Here is a 24,047-nt window from a genome sequence, read left to right on the forward strand (position 1 = left end):
TGAAGAAATATCCTCTATCCTATTAATCCGTTATAATATAAAGAGATTAATTTTTTATAATTCAATAGAGATTACAGATTTTGAAAAGGAGGCTACCTTGGAAACTATTTTATTTTTTGCATGCATTTTATTTGTCGCCTCTGTGCTGCAAACAAGTACAGGCTTTGGCTTTTCCATTATGGCAACGCCTTTTCTGCTGATGTTGCTGCTCCCACAAGAGGCTATTCAAATAAATATTATTTTATCTTTATTTATTTCACTTTCATTAATATGGAAAATAAGAGCAACAATTGATTTTACGATTTTAAAAAGGCTAACCATTGGCAGTATAGCTGGCGTACCTTTTGGTATTATGCTTTTTATTTCGATTGATATCGAAATGTTTAAATTAGGCATTGCGATACTGCTGTTATTGCTAACATTATTATTAATACTGAATTTTAGAGTTAAGCCTACCCCTGTTCGTGACTTTATCGTTGGCGGATTATCTGGACTTTTAACAACAAGCATCGGGATGCCTGGACCACCTTTATTGCTATACTTTACAGGGACAAATACAGAAAAAGCGAAGCTGCGTGCAACTACACTTGCTTTCTATCTATTTATCTATTTAATTAGTCTTATTGCACAAATATGCTTTACTGGTACTAGCCTATTCATATGGCAATCAAGCATTTACGCAATTCCGATCGTATTATTTGGCTTGTATGTAGGACAAATTATTTTTAAATGGCTGAATCAAAATGCATTTAAAATCCTTACATATATTCTTTTAAGCTTCACAGGTATTTATCTTCTTATTGATTATTTTAACTAACATAAAATGCTGTAGGGCGCTTTTTGTTTCTCTACAGCTTTTATCTTGATAAAACCCTATAAACGCTGTGGATCATCCTAGCCTAGTTGCTGCTCTAGTTTCCATAAATGCATTTTAGTAGCCTTATTGGGATGCACATATCTATGACCTTGCATTGATAGCAAAATTCTCTTTAACCCTTTAAGTGTACATTCACGCATTATATACAACCTGCCAATCCATACCGACATCATGAACAATTGCCCAGATTTTTTTGATAACTGTCCTGCCATCTCCTCTTTAAAATTTCGTTAAAGGTGTTGTTAAATGCTTAAAGGCTGCTTTATCTAGTGCTGCATCTATTAACGATCTAGTCCTTCTATTGGTTGATAGCCTTTGATGTGCCCTATTCTCTCTCAATCATACTTGCCAGTGTCCAACTTGCACGCTTCAAACGCCTCGTATTGTTGTCTAGCCTCCTGATTTCTTCAAAATTTCATCTTCATTTTAGTAGCCTCACCTATCCTAAAATAGTGATTTAATTTTCTTTAATAGACAAACTACCAATCCCCCTCCAATCTTAATTCATAAGATAAAAGGGGAGGTGAGAAAAAATGATTAAAAAATTAGGCTCGCAAAATTTGATTGACAACAGTTATTGTGCAATTAATCGATTTTTTTGGCCTCCTATAAAAGCTATTGACATATGTTCTATTCAACCGCCTCCAGTCATTATCGCTGAAGGAGCTATTATTCCCATAATAAATAGATATTTTTATATCGTTACAGAAAATATTGATTTAACAAACGGAGTAACACTTCCAACTCATTTATTTTCAGATGATAATGGTAATCCAGTAACCGAATTTACACTTTTTAATCCTAACGGCTACGTTAATCTTTATATTAATGCCGTCATGCAAGAGGGTGGCACATACCAGGTAACTCCTAATTCATTAACTCTTAACCCATTTAATGCAACTATCTTTGCTGGAACTCCAATCATTATAGAATCATTAGGTTTTCAACAAAGATAATATAGAATTCCTTTATCCCTTGAAAGGGGGTGAAAAAAATGGCACTTTCAATTATCAATATTCATGTAAATGTTACTGGCACTTCGACTAGATTCTTTAATGTTTTAGCAGCAAATTTACCTGTCACAGACGGTACTACAGTTGCTGCAACTGCCTTTCTAGACGATAGTGGAACTGCCGCTACCGCATTTCCTGTAGTAGCAAATGGCTACTATAATTTCTATATTAATGGCGTATTACAAGAAGGTGATTCGTATACAATTTCTGCAACAGAATTAACATTTAACGGTGTTACAGGTACAATCACAGCAGGAACTCCATTAGTAGTGGAAGCCGTAGAATTAGTTACACAAACTTAATTTTTAATTAATAATGCTACGGTTGAAATTTCAATGCGTGTTTTATTGCCATCCGTTTCTATAACCTCCATGCTATTTAAAATCACTAATTTTTCCTTGTTTGTCATATGAGTCTTTCCTTTTCTTCATAATGCAGAACAAACAATGAATAGTTACGAACAGTACATGGATAAGTTAGGGCAATAACAAAAGAAAGCGTTGGAACCTAATAGCTCCAACGCTTTTCTCTTAGTACATTTTCAAATAATGATCGCGTTCCCATTGATGAACAGTGGAGCGATACATATCAAATTCAATTTCTTTTGCTTCTTTGAAGTTCGCATAAATATGCTCACCTAATGCACTTTGTACAATCTTATCTTTTGCTAGTAGCGTTAATGCATCGTCTAGCGCAGCTGGTAAATTAGAAATTCCGTTTTCTTCACGCTCTTCCTCTGTCATCACATAAATATTGCGGTTAACTGCTGGTGGTGGCGTCATTTTTTTACGAATTCCTTCCAAGCCTGCCTCTAAAATAACAGCCATCGCTAAGTATGGATTTGCTGATGGATCTACAGAACGTACTTCAATACGTGTTGAAATACCACGTGATGATGGAATACGAATTAACGGTGAACGGTTTTGTGCTGACCATGCCACGTAGCATGGTGCTTCATAGCCTGGTACTAAACGCTTATATGAGTTTACTGTTGGATTTGTAATCGCTGTAAAGCCTTGAACATGCTCTAATACGCCTGCCATAAATTGCATCGCTGTTTCAGATAAGCCAAGCTCTGTTTGCTCATCATAAAAGGCATTTTCTTTTCCTTTAAATAAAGAAACATTAAAGTGCATTCCTGAGCCTGCTTCTCCAAATAACGGCTTTGGCATAAATGTTGCATGTAAGCCGTGCTTACGAGCAATTGTTTTTACTACTAATTTAAATGTTTGAATATTATCACAGGCTGTAATAGCATCTGCATATTTAAAGTCGATTTCATGCTGACCTGGCGCTACCTCATGGTGAGATGCTTCAATTTCAAAGCCCATTTCCTCTAGCTCAAGCACAATGTCACGGCGGCAGTTTTCACCTAAATCTGTTGGTGCTAAATCGAAATAGCCTCCATGGTCATTTACCTCTAAAGTAGGCTCGCCTTTTTCGTCAAGTTTAAATAAGAAAAATTCTGGCTCTGGCCCTAGATTAAAATCAGTAAAGCCAAGCTTCTCCATTTCCTTCAATACGCGCTTTAAATTTGAGCGTGGGTCGCCAGCAAAAGGTGTACCATCTGGGTTTGCAATATCACAAATTAAGCGTGCTACTTTGCCTTTTTCAGCTGTCCATGGGAAAACCATAAACGAATCGTAATCAGGCAATAAATACATATCTGATTCTTCGATACGCACGAAGCCTTCGATTGAAGAGCCATCGAACATCATTTTATTGTCTAACGCTTTATCTAATTGACTAACTGGAATTTCTACATTTTTAATTGTTCCTAAAATATCAGTGAACTGTAATCGAATAAATTTTACTTCATGCTCTTGAACCAGTTTCTTAATGTCATCCTTTGTGTACTTACCCAAATGTATCACTCTCCTAAGTTAATGTATGTCCGCTTATTTATAAAAGCGTGTAAAATTTCCTTGACGAATGGATGTTTTTTGCATGCTTCGTGCTTGTAGCATTTCTTCCCGCATAATGCGGCGCAATTCTCGATCAGAAATTTCTTTCTTGCCTTCTGTATTCACATGCTTCTTCATCGCGAATACTTTTTTAATTCCTGCCATATTCGTGCCTCGCTCAAGCATTTCCTTTATTTCCAGCAATACATCAACATCATTTAACGAAAACATTCGTCTATTTCCTTCTGTACGATGAGGTTGAACTAAATTGTGTTCTTCATAATATCGTATTTGACGCGCTGTTAAATCCGTTAGCTGCATCACAATACTTATTGGTAACACTGGCATAGATCGACGAATTTCACTACCCATTTAATTCACCTCCGCTATTATCATACATCAGTGTTTTTTTATACGTCAATTTTCATGTAAGAAAACCTAACATGAAATCTTCTCTTATCATAACCTTCGAAATAGCAATTAAAAACTACCTTAAAAATGGCTTTATACAGCACTTTTAAGGTAGTTTTATTGTTTGCATTTTTGCAAAATATAAGGTTATGAGCCACCTTTCATTGAGCGAAAATCAACGAATGAGCATACCATTTCTTTCAAAAAATTATTTTTTTATTCTGTCACTCCAAATTTTAATGCTGCAACAATTTAAAATCTTTTAACATGACCTCAGCCTTTATTACTTAGCTTTTGAACAGCACTGCAAATTGCGTATTTTACATGCTCATAGGTTAAACCACCTTGTACAAAGGCGGTATACGGTGGGCGAATCGGGCCATCTGCTGTTAATTCAATGCTGGAGCCTTGCACAAACGTACCTGCTGCCATAATCACATCGTCCTCATAGCCTGGCATATAAGCTGGCTCTGGTGCGAAATGTGCATTGATGGGTGAGGCTGCTTGAATTTCACGGCAAAAAGCAATCATTTGCTCAGCTGTTTGGAACGATACGGATTGTATTAAGTCTGTGCGAGGTGCGCTGTAGTGCGGCGCTGTTGCCATACCAATTTCCTCTAGCATCGCCGAAGTAAAAATTGCCCCTTTTAACGCTTGTGCAACCGTATGTGGTGCTAAGAAAAAGCCTTGGTAAAAGTCAGCTAATGTATTTAATGTGGCACCTGCCTCCGCACCAATGCCTGGTGAGGTCATACGATAAGCACATTTTTCTACTAAATCTGCACGTCCTGCGATATAGCCGCCAATTTTTGCAAGACCTGCCCCTGGGTTTTTAATTAATGAGCCTGCCATTAAATCAACGCCAACCTCTGTTGGCTCAAGTAGCTCCACAAATTCACCATAGCAATTATCCACAAAAATCACAGCACTTGGGGCAATCAAGCGAATTTGCTGCACCATTTCACTAATTTCTGCAACTGTAAATGAAGGTCGTGTCGCATAGCCTTTTGAACGCTGAATAGCGATCATTTTCGTTTTTACATTTACTGCTTCACGCACGCCTTGCCAGTCGATTTGCTCATTATCAATTAAATCAACATGGCTATATTTAATGCCGAAATCCTTTAATGACCCAGTATCTTTATCTCCACCATCAACAATTGATTGCAGCGTATCATATGGTTTGCCTGTAATATAAACGAGCTCGTCACCAGGACGTAAAACACCGAATAAGCTAAGCGTAATGGCATGCGTGCCTGAGATAATTTGCGGACGAACGATGGCTGCCTCTGTCCCAAATACTTGTGCATAGACACGCTCTAAATTATCGCGTCCTTCATCATCATAGCCATAGCCACTTGAAGGATGTAAATGATAATCAGAAACTTGATTTTCACGAAATGCTGTTAATACTTTTTGCTGATTAAAAAAGGCGTTTTCATCTACTTTTTTATGAAATGTAGCAATTTTATTTTCAATACGAGCAGCAAGCTCCATTGTTTGTTCTGTTAAGTTTGACGTGAACATAGATGTCTCCTTATTTTGCTTAATAGTTTTTAATCCTATCCCATCTTATCAACTATTTTCATCACGTCAACTATTTACTCTTTACTAATTTTTATATAATTGTTATGCTCATGTTTGCTAACTTAGATATTTACGATAAGAAGGAGTTTGAAAATGGCTTGGGAAGTTTTTAGTATTATTGGAACAATCGCTTTTGCCTTGTCTGGCGCTATCGTTGCGATGGAGGAGGAATATGATTTATTCGGCGTTTATTTGCTTGGTGTTGTTACCGCATTCGGTGGTGGGGCCATTCGTAATTTATTAATTGGCTTACCAGTCACTACTTTATGGAGTCAAGAAATGATGTTCCAAATCGCGCTCGCTGCAGTTACGCTATTCTTTTTAGTACCACAGCGCTTTATTAAGCATTGGAATCGTTGGGGAAATTTATTTGATGCAATTGGGCTTGCAGCATTTGCTGTACAAGGGGCCATGTATGCAGTGAAATTAGAGCTTCCTATTAGCGCTGTTGTTGTGGCAGCTGTTTTAACTGGCTCAGGTGGTGGTATTGTAAGAGATTTACTTGCACGCCGTAAACCGACTGTGTTGCGTGATGAAATTTATGCAATGTGGGCAGCTGGTGCAGGTTTAATGATAGGACTTCAAGTTTTAACGGGCGACTTGTTTTTATATATGGTGTTTATTGCAGTGACAGCTTTACGTATTTTCTCTTATATGCGTGGCTGGCATTTACCACGAAAAAAACTGCTAGTGAAATAGATTGATAGAAAATGAAAGAGGTGTTAGAAAAGCGGGCTAATGCGTGACTTTTCTAACACCTCTTTTCATTTTTTTACTTAAATTCTAGCTCACCATCATATGCAAGCATACCGCCTTCAAGATTGGTTACATCATAGCCTTGCTCTGCTAAGTATTCGCAAGCATTTGCGCTGCGTACGCCGCCTTTACATACAATGATATAAGGAAGCGATTTATCTAATTGCTCTAAGCTGTTCGGAATTTCACCTAATGGAATATGCACTGCACCAGGAATTACACCGTCTGCTACTTCAAAGTCTTCACGCACATCAATTACGTGTAAATCCTCGTTTGCATCAAGCAAATTAATTAGTTCATCTGTTGTCATTGTTTTCATTTCGATAAGCCTCCGATTCGAATTATGCATCTTCTTTATTAATATCTATCGTACTTGCTGGCACAAATGTCGAAATCGCATGTTTATAAATCAAGTGCTGCTTTCCTTCTACCTCTAACAGTACAGTAAAATTATCGTAAGATTTTATTAAGCCTTTTAGTTGAAAGCCGTTTAATAAAAAGACTGTTACAAATGTATTGTTTTTACGTAATTGGTTTAAAAATGCATCTTGCAAATTAACTGGTTTCACGTAAGCACCCGCCTTTGTTATTGATTATGATATTTACTTTTGACTAAACATGGACTAACTTTGCCACAGCAAATACCAAGCTATTTTATGACCATTAATATATATTCGTTATATAATATAAATTTCCTTCTATTTTTATAAATTCATTCGGCGAAAAGCGACTTTACTTGTTCCCAATTTGTACCTATCCATTGTACATCCATTTTATTGCGGAAATATGTGAGTTGACGCTTAGCATAACGGCGTGAATTTTGCTTAATTTGGTCAACCGCATCCTCATAGGAAACTAGCCCAGCAAAATAAGCGCATAGCTCCTTATAGCCGATTGCTTTCATTGCTTGTACATCTCGAATACCCGCATCATATAACTCGCGCACTTCCTGTATAAGCCCTTGTTCTAGCATAATATCAACACGTAAATTAATGCGCTCATACAATTTTTCACGTTCCATATCTAAGCCAATAATTAAATGGTTGTAGAGTGGGATATCACCCCTATTATGCTCATCTGCCACCTTTGATGTGCCACTTAATTCAACCATTTCTAATGCACGAATGATTCGTCTAGTATTGTTTGGGTGAATATTGCTCGCCGTTTCTGGATCTAGTGCCGCTAGCTTTGCATGCATTGCCTCAGGTCCAATTTTTTCTAGCTCCTTATAGTAAAGAGAGCGTGCCTCTTCGTTCACTTGTTCTTTTGTAAATTGGAAATCGTAGAGCACAGATTGCACATATAAGCCTGTGCCGCCAACGATAATCGGTACTTTCCCACGTGCACTAATCTCATCAATTTTAGCACGTACAAGCTGCTGATATTCCGCTACTGAAAAACTTTCTGTCGGCTCCTTTATATCAAACAGATGATGCGGGATACCATCCATCTCAGCAGCTGTAATTTTCGCAGTTCCAATATCGAGCCCTTTATATACTTGCATGGAATCACCGTTAATGATTTCACCATCGATAAGCTTTGCAAGTTGGATGCTTAATGCTGTTTTGCCAGATGCTGTTGGGCCGATAATTGCAACAACATCATAGTTCGTTTTCGACATGTTTTAACCACCGTAATACAGCATCATGCACATGCTGTTTATTTGTTTCGTTTAAAATTTCATGGCGCATTTCTTCAAATAAATGCACTGTGACATTTTCCATTCCTACATCAGTCATTCTTTTGGCTACTTTGAATACCCCTTTACCAAAATCGCCAACAGGGTCATGGCTACCGCTAATAAATAGCACTGGTAAATCTGTTCGTGTGCGTGCCATCTCCTCTTTGCGATGGACAAGTAGTAAGCCCTCTGTCAAATCGGCGTAAAATTGATGCGATGGAATAAAGCCACACATTTCATCATCGATATATTTTTGCACTTCATCCGCGTCACGCGATAGCCAATCAAATTCTGTTGTTGTATCTGCAAATGCTTTATTAAAGCTACCAAAGCTTAAGCGATTCATGAAAGGACTCGCTGTTTGCTTGCCTTGTGCCTTCGCTAATGTATTCGCAAGCTGATTACCTGCTAAATGTGTTGCGGATGTAACGCCTGTACCACAAATAATACAGGCTGAAATTTGATCGCTATAAAGCTGAATAAAACGGCGTGCGATAAATGAGCCCATGCTATGACCAAATAGCGTCAAGGGAACTGTCACTGTTTTACGAAGGTATAGAAGCACTTCAAGTACATCTAATACGACATGATGGAAGCCGCGCTCATCCGCAAAATGCCCGTAATTGCCCCTAGCCGTATAGCCATGCCCTCTATGATCGTGTAGTGATACATAATAGCCCTGCGCACACAAAAGCTTGGCAAACTCCTCATAGCGTCCTGAATGCTCGCCCATTCCATGCAAAATATGCATATGTCCAATTGGTTGCTCTGGCTCAAATATGCGCACAAAAACTTGTTGCCCGTCTCGCATCGTTAAAAATAGCTGTTGCTGTTTCATTAAAAATCCCCCTTCACTTTACATGACACGCTTAAACATTTTTTCTAGCTCATATGTTGAAAAATGAATTAATACAGGACGTCCATGTGGACATGTAAACGGATTTTCTGCCTCTCTTAAATCATTTAGCAGTTGATCCATTTGCTCCTTTGTTAAATAGTAATTCGCTTTAATGGATTTTTTACAGCTCATCATAATCGCTGCTTCCTCGCGTAGCTTTTTCACATCAGCCTTGCGTGTTGTCAACACTTGCTCAATTAGCTCCTCAATTACTTCTTGTTCAAAGCCTTTTGGGAACCAAGTTGGGTGCTCACGTACAACGAAGGAGTTTTGACCAAATGGCTCTAAATAAATACCAACCTCCTGCAAGCTTTGCTGATGCTCCATTAAACGTAACGCTTCATCTGCTGAATAATGGAATGTCAGTGGCAGGAGCAGTGCCTGTCGTTCGTTGGCATTCACATCGCCTACTTTTTCGCGATAATATTCATATTTTATACGCTCCTGCGCAGCATGCTGGTCAATTAAATAAAAGCCATCCTCCATTTGAGCAACAATATAAGTTCCATGAATTTGCCCAATAACTTCAAGCTGTGGAAATGGTGCTTTTTTTTCCTCCACTACTGGTGGTTGCTCTATTATAGGCTCTACGAAGCTTTCCACAGTTAATGGTGGCTGGCTTTCCTTTACTTGCACAGGCTCTCCTCTTAAAGGGGCTGGCTCTAGTCGACTTTCCTTTAAATGTTGAACAATCGAAGCCATTTTCTCCTCATTAAAAGTTGGCGCTGGTTTCCATATATTGAGCTGCTCTGTTGGTAGCTTCTCAGACTTTTTCGGCTTTGCTGCTAGGGGAACGCGGACAACGTCACTTACAGCTTTGCGAATTGTTTGCTCTACTAATTGCAGTAGCTCAGGCTCTTTACTTAAACGAATTTGATGCTTGGCAGGGTGGACATTGACATCTGTTAACTGCGGGTCGCCTTCAATAAATAATGCGGTAATTGGATAGCGCTCAATCGGCAAATACGTATGAAATGCATCAACGACCGCCTTTTGCACTAAATAATGCTTTACCCAACGCCCATTCACAAATGTCGAAATGTAATTTTTTGAAGCGCGTGTGAGCTCAGGCAATGTTGCAAAGCCATGTATTTTATAATCATTTGTTTCACCGTTAAATGCAAACATTTTTTTCGCATTATGTGCGCCATAAATCGCTGCGAGTACTTGCTGCACATGTCCTCGTCCATTTGTTTGCAACTGAACCTGTCCATTGTGCACAAGCTTGAAGGCAATATGTGGATTGCCTAATGCTAAACGATTCATTAAATCAATTGAATGACCTAACTCTGTCTGTACTGTTTTTAAATATTTTAAACGCGCAGGTGTGTTATAAAATAATTGCGCTACTGTAATATCTGTTCCTTGTCGCAGTGCAGCTGGCTTCTGACTTTTAATATGTCCACCTTCAATATAAAGCTCTGCACCGTCTTGACCATCAGATGTTTTCATCGTCATTTTGCAAACGGATGAAATGGAGGCTAATGCCTCACCACGGAAGCCGAGCGTGCGAATGCGGAATAAATCCTGCTCTTTTTCAATTTTGGAAGTGGCATGCCTTGCAAAGGATTTCAATGCATCCTCCTCACTCATACCACTCCCATTATCAACAACTTGGATAAACGCTAATCCCGCTTCCTCTAAAAACACTTCAATCGTTGTCGCACCAGCATCAATGGCATTTTCCACAAGCTCTTTGACAACAGATGCAGGACGTTCTACTACCTCACCCGCTGCAATTTTATTGGATAGCCATTCATCCATAATGTGGATTTTCCCCATTCGCGCTCACCTCTATTTGCTTAATAATTTTTGCTGTAATTCATGCAATAGCGTCATCGCCTGTAGCGGCGTTGTTCCCATAATATTTGCCTTCTGTAACACCTCTAACACTTCCTGCTCCTCCTTTGATAAGGAAGGCTGGTCTGTGAATAAAGATAGTTGCTCTGCTACAATGCTTGACTTCTCTTGCACAGGCTTTACTGCTTCCTGTGCCTCAAATTGTGTGAGCAGCACTCTTGCACGCTCAATAATTGGCTCTGGCATTTCTGCCAGCTCAGCTACATGCACACCATAGCTTTTATCGGCTGCACCTGTTTTCACTTTGTGTAAAAAGACAACTTTGCCATCACGCTCCGTTGCGCTAACATGGACATTTTGTAAACGTGCCAAGTCATGCTCAAGCTCTGTTAACTCATGGTAATGCGTCGAAAACAGTGTATTTGCACCGATTTCCTGATGAATATATTCCATCATTGCCTGCGCTAAGCTCATACCATCATATGTAGATGTACCACGCCCAATTTCATCAAATAGTAACAAGCTATTTTTCGTCGCATGTGTAATCGCATATTGCGATTCAAGCATTTCCACCATAAATGTGGATTGTCCTGCCGCTAAATCATCGGCTGCTCCAATACGTGTGAAAATTTGATCGGTAATTGGTAAGCTTGCCTCTTTAGCAGGTACATAGCAGCCCATTTGTGCCAAAATTACCGTAATGGCTACTTGACGCATATATGTACTTTTACCAGACATATTCGGTCCTGTAATAAGCATCATATTGCGGTCGCTCGGCAAAATGCAATCATTTGGCACATATAGTTGTTTATTTAGCATTTTTTCAACGACTGGATGACGCCCTTCTTTAATCGTTAAATCGCGTCCATCATGGAATATTGGACGTGTAAAATGATATTTCTCTGAAATGCTTGCAAAGCTAATAAATACATCAAGCTCGCTTATTTCAGATGCAAGTGCTTGTACACGTGGAATATAAGCTTTTAGCTCCTCGCGTAATGCAACGAATAAATCATATTCAAGCGCTAGGCTTTGCTCTTCTGCATTTAAAATTAATGCTTCTTTTTCCTTGAGCTCCTGCGTAATATAGCGCTCTGCATTTGCCAATGTTTGCTTACGTTCATAACGCGTTAAATCTACATTGCCAAAATTAGATTTTGTAATTTCGATATAATAGCCAAATATGCGATTATAGCCAATTTTTAAATTTTTAATGCCTGTTAGCTCGCGCTCCTTTTGCTCAAGTTGGGCAATCCAATCTTTGCCGTTACGTGCCGCATAACGGAGCTCATCAAGCTTGTCATGATAACCATCACGAATAACGTCACCCTCTTTAATGGTAATCGGTGGGTGATCTGTAATCGCTACAGCAAGCAGCTGCTCCACTTCCTCACATATATCGAACGCCTCGCCCAATTGACGCAGCGGCTCGCTTTTACTTGCCAGTAGCTGCTCGCGAATTGCAGGCACTTGTCGCAATGATTCACGCAGCTGTGCTAAATCTCGACCACCGACATTACCAAATGCGACACGACCAGCTAAACGCTCTAGATCATACACTTGCTTTAAACGCTCACGCAGCTCTTCACGCACGAAAAAGTCTTCTAATAAATGCTCCACAATTGTTAAACGTTGCTCAATTTTAGTCCGTTGCACAAGCGGCTGATGTAGCCACTGCTTTAATTTACGTCCACCCATTGCTGTCACTGTTTCATCAAGCAGCCATAAAAGTGTCCCCTTTTGGTCGCCACCACGAATCGACTGCATCAGCTCTAAATTGCGCTTTGAATTTGCATCTATCGATAAATAGTGATTCATTTCAGTAAAGCGGAATGGCTGAATATGTGAAAGTGAACGCATTTGCGTACGTTCAATATAACGTAAAAGCCTGCTTGCTATCGGCTGAACATTTGGAGGCAAGTCACTCGTAAATTGCTGTGTTTGCTGCATTTCATCATGTTCGATAGAGAGTACAATATTTAATGCCTGTGCCATTTCTGCTGCCTCTAGATGCATTGCCTCACCAACGATCAGCTCACGAATGGCATAGGATTGTAGCTGCTGGAATAATGTTTTAATATCCCCTTCAATAATCGTTGCTGTTGCCTCGCCTGTGGAAATATCAAGTATGACAAAAGCAATTTGCTGCTCTGCAACATATTCTGCCGCACCGATAAAATGATTCGTCTTGCCATCAATTGTTTTACCCTCTGTAATCGTCCCAGGTGTAATCAGCTGCACAACTTCGCGTCTTACAACACCTTTGGCTACCTTTGGGTCTTCCGTTTGTTCACAAATTGCTACTTTATAGCCTTTGGAAACGAGTGTTTCAATATAGTTTTTTGCGGAATGATGTGGCACACCACACATTGGAATGCGCCCTTTACTTCCCCCATCGCGGCTTGTTAACGTAATTTCTAAAAGCTGTGAAGCTCTCTCCGCATCTTCAAAAAACAGCTCATAAAAATCCCCTAAACGGAAAAATAAAAAAGCATCCTTATAATCTTCTTTTATCATTAAATATTGTTGCATCATCGGCGTGTATGTCGTCATGTAAAAACCTCTTTTAATTAAATTCTATACTTCTATTATATAAAAAAACTAAACATTATGCATGTCAGCCTCTTAAGAGAATAAAAATTGTCTAGGCTATGTATAAAATATCTGCGTTTTTTAATGACTTATCTGCGAATTTCTTCAAGATATTTGCGAATGCAAAAAAGAGCTGCCAGATTTCTCTGGCAGCTTGCTTCACTTATTGAAACGATGAAGATTCTTTTATATGCCGGATAGTTGATGAACTGGAGCCGCCTAACGATGCTGAAGAGCTTGAAGACGATGACGAGCTCGATGATGAGGATGATTCTGCAAACTCCCATTCATCTTCATAATCCAATGGATGCACATGAATGCAAACTGTCGTTTCTCCAATGAGTTCGACTAAAAATTCTCTCTCAATTGTTACCTGGAACTTATCACCATTGATAATTATTGCCTCAACACAGTTTGGCTGTTGTTCAACATGTGTATGAACCTCGTTTGTGTCCTTCACTTTTTCATCGCGGTAATGCAATTTAATGCGATCGCGATATGTGATCGTTTCTGTGTAAACCGCCGTCTTCGAATGCTGGTTGTAAGCATACCATACATTAATATCAAATTTCCCTGACACTTCAACAAAATTCCCAATTTTTTTCGCTTGGTAATGGTGATTAATCACCCAGCATCCTAAAATACTCGTTGGAACATTTGGCGGACATAGCGTTTCGACACTCTCAACACGTTTTTTCCCTTTCGCTACAACTGCCTTTGTCACGATTTGACGTAATCGTTTCAACGAAAAATCCCCCTTCCTATGTGGCTCGCCATAGTTTATGCGGCACGCGCCTAAATGGTGCTAGGAAGAGGGAATGTTCATTTTATAAATGCTTTAACATGCTTGAACCAGCAATACCTGGATGTGTCATTTCATATGGATCTAAAATAAGGTCCAGCTGTTCAGCTGTCAATACACCAGCTTCAATACATAGCTCACGAATTGATTGCCCTGTGCGAATTGCTTCACTTGCTAAACGAGCTGCTGTTTCATAGCCGATATGCGGGTTCACCGCAGTTAAAATACCAACGCTTTTTTCTACATATTCCTTCATACGCTCCTCATTTGCTTGGATGTCTTTTAAGCAATGCTCTGTGAATGCTTCGAATACATTGTTCATAATGCTTAGCGATTGAATTAGATTAAATACGAGTACTGGCTCCATTACATTTAACTCTAGCTGTCCTGCCTCTGAGGCCATCGAAATTGTATGGTCATTTCCGATAACTTGGAACGCTACTTGATTTAATACTTCTGGCATAACTGGGTTTACTTTACCTGGCATAATAGAAGAGCCTGGCTGACGTGCTGGCAAGAAAATTTCGTTAAATCCTGCACGTGGCCCTGAAGCCATTAAACGCAAATCATTGGAAATTTTCGACATATTGACCATACAAATTTTTAATGCGCTTGATACTTCTGTATAGGCATCGGTATTTTGTGTTGCATCCACTAAATGTGTTGCACCTGTCAATGGGAAACCAGAAAGCTCTGCTAAATGACGATCTACCGCTAAAATATAGTTTGGTACAGCATTTAAGCCTGTTCCTACAGCTGTAGCTCCCATATTAACTTCATATAGATGTTCGCGTGTTCTAGCAATACGCTTAATATCACGACCGATTACGCGGCTATATGCTTCAAATTCTTGTCCAAGTCGAATTGGTACAGCATCCTGTAAATGTGTACGCCCCATTTTAATAACATGGGCAAATTGTGCCGCCTTTTTATCAAATGTATCTTGCATATGCTGCATCGTTGCAAGTAGCTCTTCAATCAATGTTAAAATCGCAATATGCATCGCTGTTGGGAATGCATCATTTGTAGATTGTGACATGTTGACATGACTATTTGGACTAATTGTGGCATAATCGCCTTTTTCTTTCCCTAAAATCTCCAATGCGCGGTTTGCAATGACTTCATTGGCATTCATATTAATGGAAGTTCCAGCTCCGCCTTGAATAGGGTCAACGATAAATTGCTGATCCCATTTTCCTGCGATTATTTCATCTGCCGCAACAATAATCGCTACACCGATTTCCTTTGGCAATAATTCTACTTCCATATTTCCTAGAGCTGCCGCTTTTTTGACAATCCCCATTGCTCGAATTAATGATGTATGTAGTGATAAACCAGTAATTGGAAAGTTTTCAGTTGCACGTAATGTTTGAATACCATAATACGCCTCTAGCGGTAATTGACGCTCTCCTAAAAAATCTTTCTCTATACGCATTTGCTGTTCCATAAAGTATCCCCTTTATCTAATTTCGATATCTATTTAATCGAATATTGATATCTATTCAACATGATAGTAGCCAATTTTCATGAGCTTGTAAACAGTATTTCATTTTTATTTATAATTTTTTTGTAAGCGGTGACATTCTTCATAAAAAATAGCTGTCGAAAGGAACGCTTTTCGACAGCTATTTATTAATAATCTAATAGTTGTTCAACCTCTGTTAAAGTCATTGGCTTATAATAATAGTAGCCTTGTCCTACTTGGCAGCCAATTTTTTGCAGCTCTAAATGCTGCGCCTCTGTTTCTATACCTTCTGCAACAGATTTCATATTTAAATCTGCTGATAATTGAATCAATGTACGAACAACTGCATTCATCCGCTCATCTGATAAATAATCAATAAAGCTTTTATCAATTTTTATTTCATCAAAGGGCAATTCCTTCAAATAACCGAGAGAGGAGTAACCAACACCAAAATCGTCAATCGACATCGCAATGCCAAATTCCTTCAATTCATTAATAATCCCCTTTGCTCGTATCATATTTTCCAGCTCAACGCTTTCTGTAATTTCAAATTTAATATAGCGTGGTTCAACACCATATTCAGTAATAAGCAGCTTCATACTTTCTACAAAACTGGGGTCATAAAAATGAGTAGGTGATATGTTAACAGCAATTTGGTACATTTTTTTCCCCGCATCTTGGCGCATCTTTTGCCACGCTAAAATTTTTCTAAAAATAACACGGTCTACTTTATGAATATTCCCTGTATTTTCTGCAACAGGAATAAAAATAGCAGGCGATACAAAGCCTAAGCTTTCTGAAAACCAACGTGCCAATGCTTCAAAACCTTCAATTTCACCTGTTTGAATATTTACTTTTGGTTGCAGGACAGGTGTAAATTCCATATTTTTCAATGCATATGAAAACGATGATAAAACTTCCATTTCAAGCTGTAGCGTTTGCACTTGTGATTCATCGTACACTTTCAACGTCGTGCCAGTGCTTTTTAAAGAAACAGACAATGCTGTATCGGCACGCTTGACCGCCTCTGTAATTAAAATAGATTGGTCATAGTTTGAAGTGCCAATTTTTAACGTAATATATACGCTTTTTCCTTCAATTGAAAAAGGCTCAACGATAATTTCATGCAATAGCCCCTCTAGCTCCTCATCAATCGTATACTTGCTGGCTAAAATAACGGAGGAATTTGTGTAGCGCGCAATCAAGGCATTTTCAAATGCAGGAATCAACATCGCTCGCTGTGCCAATTGTAGCAATAATGCATCGCCCCCTTGCCGTCCATATAAATCGACCACTTTTTGATATTCACCAGGCTCAATAATACAAATAACGCCACTACAATCCTCTTGATAAAGCTGGTTTAATTCATTTTGAAACAATGCAAAATTAGGCAATCCCGTTTTTTCATCATAATAAGCTAACTGTAAAATTTCCTTTTTTTGATTAAAATATTTTAAGGCTAGTGTAATAATTGGCGCAACTCGATCTAAAAATTTGATTTCATTTTGACGTGGAAATTTAATAGACTCCTCAAAAAATAAAGAAAAAATACCAACAAGCTCTCCTTCAGGTGTTTTAATCGCTTGATGCCAAACCGCTTCTATATCCTTTTGCTGTAATATACTTGCCCACTCTTCTTGCTGCTGCTCTAAATGGTGAATAATATAGCGGTCTTTTATAATATGTTGGAAAAAGTTGTTATAATCTAAATGCAAATTATCAACAGATGCAAATATACTTCTTATTTTTTTCGGCAAAGTGTTAGAAGCAACTAATTTCAAACGATTTTCTTCAATTAAAAATATACAAGTATAGCTTTTTTTCTGAAACGTTGTAGCGATATGTCGGCAAAGATGTGCTAAAACATCGGCAATATCTGCTCCTTGCTCTAGTTCCGAATAGGCCTCACGCTCTACCGCAATCAGCGCTTCAACATTAATCGAATCGGTAATATCTCGCGCAGCAACAATATAAAACTGCACGATGCTTTCATGATCTCTTATTGGTAGAATCGATAGTTCATTCCAAAAGGCAGTTTGATCTTTTCGATAATGAAATATTGATAATTTCAATGATAGTCCTTGTTGGAGGCTTTCTAAAATAAGCGCTTCACTATTTACGTCAGTTAAAGGCCCTGTTAATAACGATAATGTAGAGCCGATTAGTTCATCATGATGATATTCAACCATGCGTGTGAAAATATTATTTGCATATATAATACTGTGTTGATTTTGTGCATCTAAAATAACTAATCCTGATTCAAATTGTTTTGCTACTTGGCACAAGCTAAAATACAATTGTCCCCTATCAACAATATTATGGTTATACATTGGCTCACTCCTATCATTTAGCCGATTCCATTTCAATATATTTTTACAGGCGTGTTAATTAGCCTTTATTTTACAGAGACTACTAAAAAATTTGTTCATTTCCGTTGCGGGAGGCGCTTTCCACGGGCACAGGCTCCAACTAATTTTCCACCTGCGCTGTTCCTGTAGGAGTCGCTCCCCTCACTCCAATGAACAAATAAAGGCTATAGAAGAAAGTATTTTCTCTTGCAAAACACACCTCTTTGTAGCCAATTTTTACATAATCAACACGCCTGCTATTTTTATTAAGTAAGTGCTCTATCAATCAAATGTATAAGAATGCTATATATTCCATTAGTTCATTTTACTTATTTATACCATTTTCCATACTATTCGACAAATTATTTTGAATGGATTTATGTATTTTCAGGTAGTTAATTATTCTTTATTTTATAGAGTGAGCTTCGTTTTCAGTATGTAAAAGAGTTGCTGAATCATAATAAAGAAAGAAGTACGGAAAAGCAATAAAACCGTGTGCTTTTCCGTACTTCTTCAGTCTTTATGAACAGCTACCAGGTGTGCTGTTTTCTACTTTTGAACCTGTTTCACCGCGCAATAAGTCGCCGCCAGTTGATTCAATAATTTCATTTGTTACCTCATTTGCAATTGCATTTGATACTAATTGCAATAAATCATTTACATCCATTTGTGATTGTTTAAATTGTTGGACAACAGGAATTTCATCAATTTCCTGTTCGATGCCATCAATTTTACCTTCAATCATGTTTAATGCTTTTTCTTTCCCCAAGTGTTGGAAGTTTACTGCTTGCTTTTGCAACGTTTTTAGCGAAGCAATTTTTTCACGCACAAATTGGTTTTCATTAATTTGTGCTTCTGCTTTTTTGAAAAACTCTACTTCCTCTGTATTTGCAATCATATGCGCAATTTCTTTTGCCTTTGCAACGATTTCATCTTTTGTATAATATGTTGTCATTAACTATGCACCTCATGTCGTTTTACAATCTCCACAAACTCACCGCGTAACGAGTAATTTTTCGCCTCTAAAATTTTTACATTTACTCGCTGTCCAACTAACTCCATCGGACCTTCAAAGTTTACTAATTTATTTTTGCGTGTATAGCCAGCTAACACATCATCACGCTTTTTACTGCTACCTTCTACAAGCACTTCTACCATTTCACCTTCAAGCTTTTGTAACGCTGCCTTCGATAGCTCCTCTACAACTGCATTTAAGCGTTGCAGACGCTCCTTTTTCACTTCCATCGGTACATTATCGACCATTTTCGCAGCAGGTGTGCCTTCACGTGGTGAATAAATGTATGTGTAAGCCATTTCGAAACCTACTTCACGATATAAATCCAAAGTTTCTTGGAACTGCTTCTCTGTTTCGTTTGGATAGCCAACGATAATATCTGTTGATAATGCAACATCAGGCATTGCTTCTTTTATTTTGCGCACTAAATCAAGGAAATGCTCTCTTGTATATTTACGTGCCATAATTTTCAAAATCTCATTTGAGCCTGACTGTACAGGTAAATGAATATGCTCGACTAAGTTGCCGCCTTTCGCTAAAATCTCGATTAAATGATCATCGAAATCCCGTGGATGGCTCGTTGTAAAGCGAATACGTGGAATATCGATTTTGCGCAGCTCGTCCATTAAATCACCTAAACGATAGGTAATATCATCAAAATCCTTGCCATATGCATTAACATTTTGCCCTAACAGCATAATTTCCTGATAGCCTTGTGCTGCTAGCTCACGCACTTCTGCGATAATTTCCTCTGGTCGACGTGAACGCTCCTTACCGCGCGTATATGGCACGATACAATACGTACAGAATTTATCACAGCCATACATAATGTTTACCCATGCTTTAATCGAACCAAGTCGTTGCTTTGGAAGATTTTCAATAACATCGCCTTCCTTTGACCACACTTCAATGACCATTTCCTTCGACATATAGGCTTCTTTTAAAATATGTGGTAAACGGTGGATATTGTGCGTACCAAATACCATATCTACATGCTGGTACGTTTTTAAAATTTTATTGACAACCGACTCTTCCTGCGACATACAACCACAGACGCCGATTAACATTTCTGGATTTTTGCGCTTATATTTCATAAGGAAGCCAAGCTCACCAAACACTTTATTTTCCGCATTTTCACGAATCGCACAAGTATTAAGCAGCACGACATCCGCCTGCTCGATTTCCTCTGTTGGCTCATAGCCAAGTTGCATGAAAATACCTGCCATTACTTCAGTGTCATGCTCGTTCATTTGACAGCCGTATGTGCGGATGTAAAATTTACGCCCGTTCCCCATATTTAAAAACTGCTCGTCAATCATGAAATCCTTATGATATTTAATCTCCTCTTTCCCGCGCTTTTTTGCGTCTTTTAAAGAAGGAGCTGTGAATACTTTTTCAAAATATTTACTGTAATCCTTTTCAGCAGCAGGCTTTGGCTGATTCACTTGCTTGCTTGCTAAACGTTGTTCCTCATTCATTGAGCTCATAAACTCCTTTCAATTGATTTCGTGCATACGAATATCCATTAAACTATTATAACGAATTTCCTAAGAAAGAACACTATTCACGCTTGAATTGTTGAGGAGTTTGTGTGAATTTTTTAGTTAAATTGATGAAATTGTATGCATTTTATTAAAATAAAGTAAGAACAAAGGTGAATGATTATCTATCTTGAAAACAGTAAAAACGATGCTAATTTCCTAATCGTAGACGCTGAATTTCCTCTAAAGGTAGCTCCGTTAGATCTTGAATTTCTTCATCGCTTTTTCCTTTTGCTATCATTTTTTGCGCAATTTGCTTATTTTGTTGGACTAAGCCTTCCTGTATTCCTTTTTGGATTCCTTCCTCAATTCCTTGATGTCGCGCATAATCTAGTTTGGCTTCCTCATCAATGATTGTTTTTAAACGAGAGTGGTAGGCGATGATTGTATCTGGGTTTTGACTAAGCTCTTGCCATGTATCAAAGGCTTGTTGTAAACGTTCATCTTTCAAAGCTAATACCTCCAATTCATTATAAATATCATCATATACTTTCTGTTTACGTGCATCGACCATTCCTAATAAGAGTAGCCAGCGAGCTAAAATATCATCTAATGAATTTAATTGCTCCTTACGCCATGTTTGAAGGAATTTAGTCATTTCAATAAAGTGGATTTCTAATACATCATCTTGGGGCGCTAAACGTTGTAGCGATTGATTTTCAAATAAGTGATAGGTGCTATGGTAGTGGATTGTTTTAAAAAATGTGAAATTACATATATTAATGGTGATTGTTGGTAGCAATGTATGATAACTTTTCCCTCGTGACAATTGGTCAACGAAGAGACGAGACCAATAATAGAGTGTCCGCTTCATCATATCATTTTCATTTGATAACTGCATTTCAATATTAATTAGCTCGCCATCTTGCGTGCGCACAATAATATCTAAACGTGACTCTTTATCTTCTAAATGCTCACCACTAAGCTCCTTATTGATGAACAGCACCTCTTTAATCGTATTACGCCCTGTTTTTTGTAAAATGGCATTTAAAAAGACAATCGTAATCTCTTTATTTTTATCATTACCAAATAGTTGCTTGAATGCCAAATCTATTTTCAAATCTATTAATTTATTCAATGGAATACGTTTTAAAGCTTTTCGATTCATATCTCATACTCCTTTTAATATAGCATAAGTTTCTCGTCTTATAAATGAAATTGCTTTTAAGCAATACATGCTCCATTTAGCATTTTCAACTATTAATTTGGGAGGTTCTTGTCGTTGTTTATTCATGGGAAATTAAATTATGGGGAAAATAATATTGTTGATAGATGAGGTATGGGGAAACCTCATCTACATTTAATTTACTATAATTTCCTACTTGAGTGAAGTATTTTATGAAAAGCCTGACACTAAAAATTAGTTCAGGCTTTTCATTTTATTAAAAAACCGCTCATATTCCGCTGGTTCATTGTCTTTTAAAATGGCTAAAAAAGTAAAGCCTAGCTGTGCAACAGACCACCATTTCATATTGTATAGGTGTTCAAATTTATATCGCGGTATCGAGAAAACATCTTTAAAAATCGTTAATGCATCAATATGATGCTCTTGTAAATAAAGTAAAAAAGCTAAAAATAGCGTATGGTCTTTAATTTGTAGCTGCTGTGCCTCGACGAATCGCTTCAACTCGTCTACCTGATCATAACTGCATTCCACTGTGCGCTGTAATTTCGTTAATTCCTTTTGCTCATGCCTTGCAATAAAATCTATGATGTTCGTCAATTAAATTGCACCTCAATTCATTGCTCTCTCTAGTAATTATACAACGAATTTCTTGAGTGCATGTGTTAAAGCACGCGTATTTTTTGAAATGTACTGAATTTGCTCGTGCATATTTGTCGTAATATCAAGTTGCTTTGCTGTTTGTTGCACAATTTGTTCAACTTGGCTACCATTTTCCTCTGATAGCTCGCTTAACTTCCTTGATTGATCCGCCACATTTTGTGCATATTGCGACATTTTTTCGACTGTACTTGATATGTCCGCAATATGCGGTTCAATATGCTCAATGCGAGTAGCAATCGCTCGGAAATGCGTCGCAGTGTTTGTCGTTACTTCAATGCCAGAATGAACTGCCTCGCTTGCGACTTCCATCATATTAACAGCCGTTTTTGTATCTTGCTGTATCGTTTTCACGATTGTCGTAATTGTTTTCGTTGAATCTAATGATTGTTGTGCTAGCTTTTTCACTTCATTTGCTACAACAGCAAAGCCTTTGCCCTCTTCTCCAGCATGCGCTGCCTCAATCGCTGCATTTAGTGCAAGCAGACTCGTATTATTGGCAATTTCCTGAATAATATCAACAGCCTTTGAAATCTCCTGTGATTGTAGCTCTAGTTTACGCATTTTCGCATCTGCCTCTAGCATTGCTTGCTCAATTAGGTGCATTTGTGACATATTCGATGCAATTTCTTGCTCGCCATCTTTAGCTTGCTGCACTGTTTCAGCAATATTTTCCTTCATCATTTGCACGCGATTTGTCACAACTGTAATATTGCTTGCGACCTCTTGAATCATCGCTGTATTCGATGTTAAATGGGCTGTCGATTCCATAATACTTTGAGCAATTTCATCCGTATTTTTAGATGTTTGCTGTGCAGACAGAGTCATCGTTTCAGAGCTCGTGCGAATGTTTCCATTGGCTTCCCCTACAACGCTTGCACTACGATTCACAACTTCTAATAAGCCTTTTACTTCCTCCACCATGTGATTGTAGCAAAGCAGCAGCTCCCCAAGCTCATCTCGCGATGTATAAATTGCTTTTTGTGTAAAATCACCTTGCTCGGCACGCTTTAATAAGCTTTTCAATTGCTTAGTTGGCTTACGCACAGAGCTTGAGGCAGTAAAACTTAAAATGACTACCAGCACCACCATCATCAACGAAATAAATATAATGATGAAATAGCCTCTATGTATATCCTTTTCATAATTTATAATTTGTTGCTCTGTGCGAGTAAGTACATAATCAACTACCTCTCGTACGTTAGCTTCATTTATTTCTGTTTTTAGCTGCTTCAAATAAAAATCCATTTTCGAATCGAATGCTAAATAAGGTGCTTCATTTATTAATCCTTGCGCTTCCTCTGTTTTTCCTGCTAGCGTTAGCGCTTCTGCTGATTTTAACACGTACATGCTTTGTACCTTTTGCTCATATATTTGCTGTGCATGCCATTCCATTTTTCTTAAATAGTCCATACAAAAAATAGAAATGACGATATTGGAAATAACACAAACAAGCATTAATAACATGAGCTTGTCCTTTACTTTAACATATTTCATTATATATGCTCCTTTTTTACTATATGGAACAAGCATATATGAACTGTATAAATATGATGTAAAGGGAATGTTAAAGT

The 24,047-nt window shown here is 38.1% G+C and carries 21 protein-coding genes; 4 read left to right on the plus strand and 17 right to left on the minus strand.

Going from position 1 to position 24,047, the window contains the following annotated elements:
• Nucleotides 1-97: 97 nt before the first annotated feature.
• The 3 genes from R6U77_RS18500 (at nt 98) to R6U77_RS18510 (ending at nt 2,192) form a co-directional block, all read left to right on the plus strand.
• A complete protein-coding gene (locus R6U77_RS18500) occupies nt 98-817 on the plus strand; it encodes a sulfite exporter TauE/SafE family protein (protein WP_319836766.1) in 720 nt (239 codons plus the stop codon).
• Between the two features lie 593 nt (nt 818-1,410).
• Nucleotides 1,411-1,833 (plus strand): DUF4183 domain-containing protein, encoded by a 423-nt coding sequence (locus R6U77_RS18505; protein ID WP_319836767.1) that lies wholly within the window; start codon nt 1,411-1,413, stop codon nt 1,831-1,833.
• 38 nt (nt 1,834-1,871) lie between these two features.
• Nucleotides 1,872-2,192, plus strand: coding sequence for a DUF4183 domain-containing protein (locus R6U77_RS18510; RefSeq protein WP_293921224.1), 321 nt, complete (start codon nt 1,872-1,874; stop codon nt 2,190-2,192).
• A gap of 228 nt (nt 2,193-2,420) precedes the next feature.
• Here the strand turns inward: R6U77_RS18510 and glnA are convergent, their stop codons facing one another.
• The 3 genes from glnA to R6U77_RS18525 all read right to left on the minus strand — a co-directional run bounded on the left by glnA (nt 2,421) and on the right by R6U77_RS18525 (nt 5,732).
• Nucleotides 2,421-3,755, minus strand: a complete 1,335-nt coding sequence (gene glnA / locus R6U77_RS18515; RefSeq protein WP_319836768.1) for a type I glutamate--ammonia ligase — start codon at nt 3,753-3,755, stop codon at nt 2,421-2,423.
• 33 nt (nt 3,756-3,788) lie between these two features.
• Nucleotides 3,789-4,166 carry a MerR family transcriptional regulator gene (locus R6U77_RS18520; protein ID WP_319836769.1) on the minus strand — a complete coding sequence of 126 codons (378 nt, stop codon included), beginning with the start codon at nt 4,164-4,166 and terminating at the stop codon, nt 3,789-3,791.
• Nucleotides 4,167-4,478: 312 nt separating this feature from the next.
• Nucleotides 4,479-5,732 carry a methionine gamma-lyase family protein gene (locus R6U77_RS18525; protein WP_293921229.1) on the minus strand — a complete coding sequence of 418 codons (1,254 nt, stop codon included), beginning with the start codon at nt 5,730-5,732 and terminating at the stop codon, nt 4,479-4,481.
• Nucleotides 5,733-5,885: 153 nt separating this feature from the next.
• On the opposite strand from R6U77_RS18525, the gene R6U77_RS18530 reads away from it, so the two are divergent.
• Nucleotides 5,886-6,491 (plus strand): trimeric intracellular cation channel family protein, encoded by a 606-nt coding sequence (locus R6U77_RS18530; protein WP_293921230.1) that lies wholly within the window; start codon nt 5,886-5,888, stop codon nt 6,489-6,491.
• Between the two features lie 73 nt (nt 6,492-6,564).
• On the opposite strand, the gene R6U77_RS18535 is transcribed toward R6U77_RS18530, so the two are convergent.
• The 14 genes from R6U77_RS18535 to R6U77_RS18600 form a co-directional block, all read right to left on the minus strand.
• A complete protein-coding gene (locus tag R6U77_RS18535; protein ID WP_293921231.1) occupies nt 6,565-6,867 on the minus strand; it encodes a rhodanese-like domain-containing protein in 303 nt (100 codons plus the stop codon).
• A gap of 22 nt (nt 6,868-6,889) precedes the next feature.
• Nucleotides 6,890-7,117 (minus strand): RNA chaperone Hfq, encoded by a 228-nt coding sequence (gene hfq, locus R6U77_RS18540; RefSeq protein ID WP_293921232.1) that lies wholly within the window; start codon nt 7,115-7,117, stop codon nt 6,890-6,892.
• A 143-nt stretch (nt 7,118-7,260) separates the two neighbouring features.
• The gene (miaA, locus tag R6U77_RS18545; RefSeq protein ID WP_319836770.1) at nt 7,261-8,169 is read right to left on the minus strand and encodes a tRNA (adenosine(37)-N6)-dimethylallyltransferase MiaA; all 909 of its coding nucleotides are present in this window, start codon (nt 8,167-8,169) and stop codon (nt 7,261-7,263) included.
• On the minus strand, nt 8,150-9,067 hold the full coding sequence (locus R6U77_RS18550; protein ID WP_319836771.1) for an alpha/beta hydrolase: 918 nt from the start codon (nt 9,065-9,067) through the stop codon (nt 8,150-8,152). The genes miaA and R6U77_RS18550 overlap by 20 nt, the downstream gene beginning before the upstream one ends.
• An 18-nt stretch (nt 9,068-9,085) precedes the next feature.
• The gene (mutL, locus tag R6U77_RS18555) at nt 9,086-10,909 is read right to left on the minus strand and encodes a DNA mismatch repair endonuclease MutL (protein WP_319836772.1); all 1,824 of its coding nucleotides are present in this window, start codon (nt 10,907-10,909) and stop codon (nt 9,086-9,088) included.
• A 12-nt stretch (nt 10,910-10,921) separates the two neighbouring features.
• On the minus strand, nt 10,922-13,480 hold the full coding sequence (gene mutS / locus R6U77_RS18560; RefSeq protein WP_319836773.1) for a DNA mismatch repair protein MutS: 2,559 nt from the start codon (nt 13,478-13,480) through the stop codon (nt 10,922-10,924).
• A 202-nt stretch (nt 13,481-13,682) separates the two neighbouring features.
• Nucleotides 13,683-14,264, minus strand: a complete 582-nt coding sequence (cotE, locus tag R6U77_RS18565) for an outer spore coat protein CotE (RefSeq protein ID WP_319836774.1) — start codon at nt 14,262-14,264, stop codon at nt 13,683-13,685.
• An 82-nt stretch (nt 14,265-14,346) separates the two neighbouring features.
• Nucleotides 14,347-15,768, minus strand: a complete 1,422-nt coding sequence (gene aspA / locus R6U77_RS18570; protein ID WP_319836775.1) for an aspartate ammonia-lyase — start codon at nt 15,766-15,768, stop codon at nt 14,347-14,349.
• Nucleotides 15,769-15,953: 185 nt separating this feature from the next.
• Entirely contained in the window at nt 15,954-18,116 is a 2,163-nt protein-coding gene (locus R6U77_RS18575; protein WP_319836776.1) for a putative bifunctional diguanylate cyclase/phosphodiesterase, read from the minus strand.
• Between the two features lie 538 nt (nt 18,117-18,654).
• Complete coding sequence (locus R6U77_RS18580; protein WP_293921240.1) at nt 18,655-19,089, minus strand: YlbF/YmcA family competence regulator; 435 nt, start codon at nt 19,087-19,089, stop codon at nt 18,655-18,657.
• Nucleotides 19,089-20,627 carry a tRNA (N6-isopentenyl adenosine(37)-C2)-methylthiotransferase MiaB gene (miaB, locus tag R6U77_RS18585; RefSeq protein WP_319836777.1) on the minus strand — a complete coding sequence of 513 codons (1,539 nt, stop codon included), beginning with the start codon at nt 20,625-20,627 and terminating at the stop codon, nt 19,089-19,091. Before miaB ends, R6U77_RS18580 begins: the two co-directional genes overlap by 1 nt.
• A gap of 214 nt (nt 20,628-20,841) precedes the next feature.
• A complete protein-coding gene (locus tag R6U77_RS18590) occupies nt 20,842-21,798 on the minus strand; it encodes an Rpn family recombination-promoting nuclease/putative transposase (protein ID WP_319836778.1) in 957 nt (318 codons plus the stop codon).
• Nucleotides 21,799-22,050: 252 nt separating this feature from the next.
• Nucleotides 22,051-22,413 (minus strand): 2-oxoglutarate ferredoxin oxidoreductase subunit beta, encoded by a 363-nt coding sequence (locus R6U77_RS18595; protein WP_319836779.1) that lies wholly within the window; start codon nt 22,411-22,413, stop codon nt 22,051-22,053.
• 36 nt (nt 22,414-22,449) lie between these two features.
• Nucleotides 22,450-23,970 (minus strand): methyl-accepting chemotaxis protein, encoded by a 1,521-nt coding sequence (locus tag R6U77_RS18600; protein WP_319836780.1) that lies wholly within the window; start codon nt 23,968-23,970, stop codon nt 22,450-22,452.
• Nucleotides 23,971-24,047: the final 77 nt, after the last annotated feature.

This window comes from Lysinibacillus louembei (assembly GCF_033880585.1).
Classification (GTDB): domain Bacteria; phylum Bacillota; class Bacilli; order Bacillales_A; family Planococcaceae; genus Metasolibacillus; species Metasolibacillus louembei.

Bases quoted from the DNA above. Each gene is read 5' to 3' on its own strand.
- R6U77_RS18580 (WP_293921240.1), bottom strand. From the start codon at position 19,089: ATGACAACATATTATACAAAAGATGAAATCGTTGCAAAGGCAAAAGAA.
- mutS (WP_319836773.1), bottom strand. From the start codon at position 13,480: ATGACGACATACACGCCGATGATGCAACAATATTTAATGATAAAAGAA.
- miaA (WP_319836770.1), bottom strand. From the start codon at position 8,169: ATGTCGAAAACGAACTATGATGTTGTTGCAATTATCGGCCCAACAGCA.
- R6U77_RS18575 (WP_319836776.1), bottom strand. From the start codon at position 18,116: ATGTATAACCATAATATTGTTGATAGGGGACAATTGTATTTTAGCTTG.
- aspA (WP_319836775.1), bottom strand. From the start codon at position 15,768: ATGGAACAGCAAATGCGTATAGAGAAAGATTTTTTAGGAGAGCGTCAA.
- R6U77_RS18590 (WP_319836778.1), bottom strand. From the start codon at position 21,798: ATGAATCGAAAAGCTTTAAAACGTATTCCATTGAATAAATTAATAGAT.
- R6U77_RS18550 (WP_319836771.1), bottom strand. From the start codon at position 9,067: ATGAAACAGCAACAGCTATTTTTAACGATGCGAGACGGGCAACAAGTT.
- miaB (WP_319836777.1), bottom strand. From the start codon at position 20,627: ATGAATGAGGAACAACGTTTAGCAAGCAAGCAAGTGAATCAGCCAAAG.
- R6U77_RS18520 (WP_319836769.1), bottom strand. From the start codon at position 4,166: ATGGGTAGTGAAATTCGTCGATCTATGCCAGTGTTACCAATAAGTATT.
- mutL (WP_319836772.1), bottom strand. From the start codon at position 10,909: ATGGGGAAAATCCACATTATGGATGAATGGCTATCCAATAAAATTGCA.
- R6U77_RS18505 (WP_319836767.1), top strand. From the start codon at position 1,411: ATGATTAAAAAATTAGGCTCGCAAAATTTGATTGACAACAGTTATTGT.
- R6U77_RS18525 (WP_293921229.1), bottom strand. From the start codon at position 5,732: ATGTTCACGTCAAACTTAACAGAACAAACAATGGAGCTTGCTGCTCGT.
- R6U77_RS18535 (WP_293921231.1), bottom strand. From the start codon at position 6,867: ATGAAAACAATGACAACAGATGAACTAATTAATTTGCTTGATGCAAAC.
- R6U77_RS18510 (WP_293921224.1), top strand. From the start codon at position 1,872: ATGGCACTTTCAATTATCAATATTCATGTAAATGTTACTGGCACTTCG.
- R6U77_RS18530 (WP_293921230.1), top strand. From the start codon at position 5,886: ATGGCTTGGGAAGTTTTTAGTATTATTGGAACAATCGCTTTTGCCTTG.
- R6U77_RS18600 (WP_319836780.1), bottom strand. From the start codon at position 23,970: ATGAAATATGTTAAAGTAAAGGACAAGCTCATGTTATTAATGCTTGTT.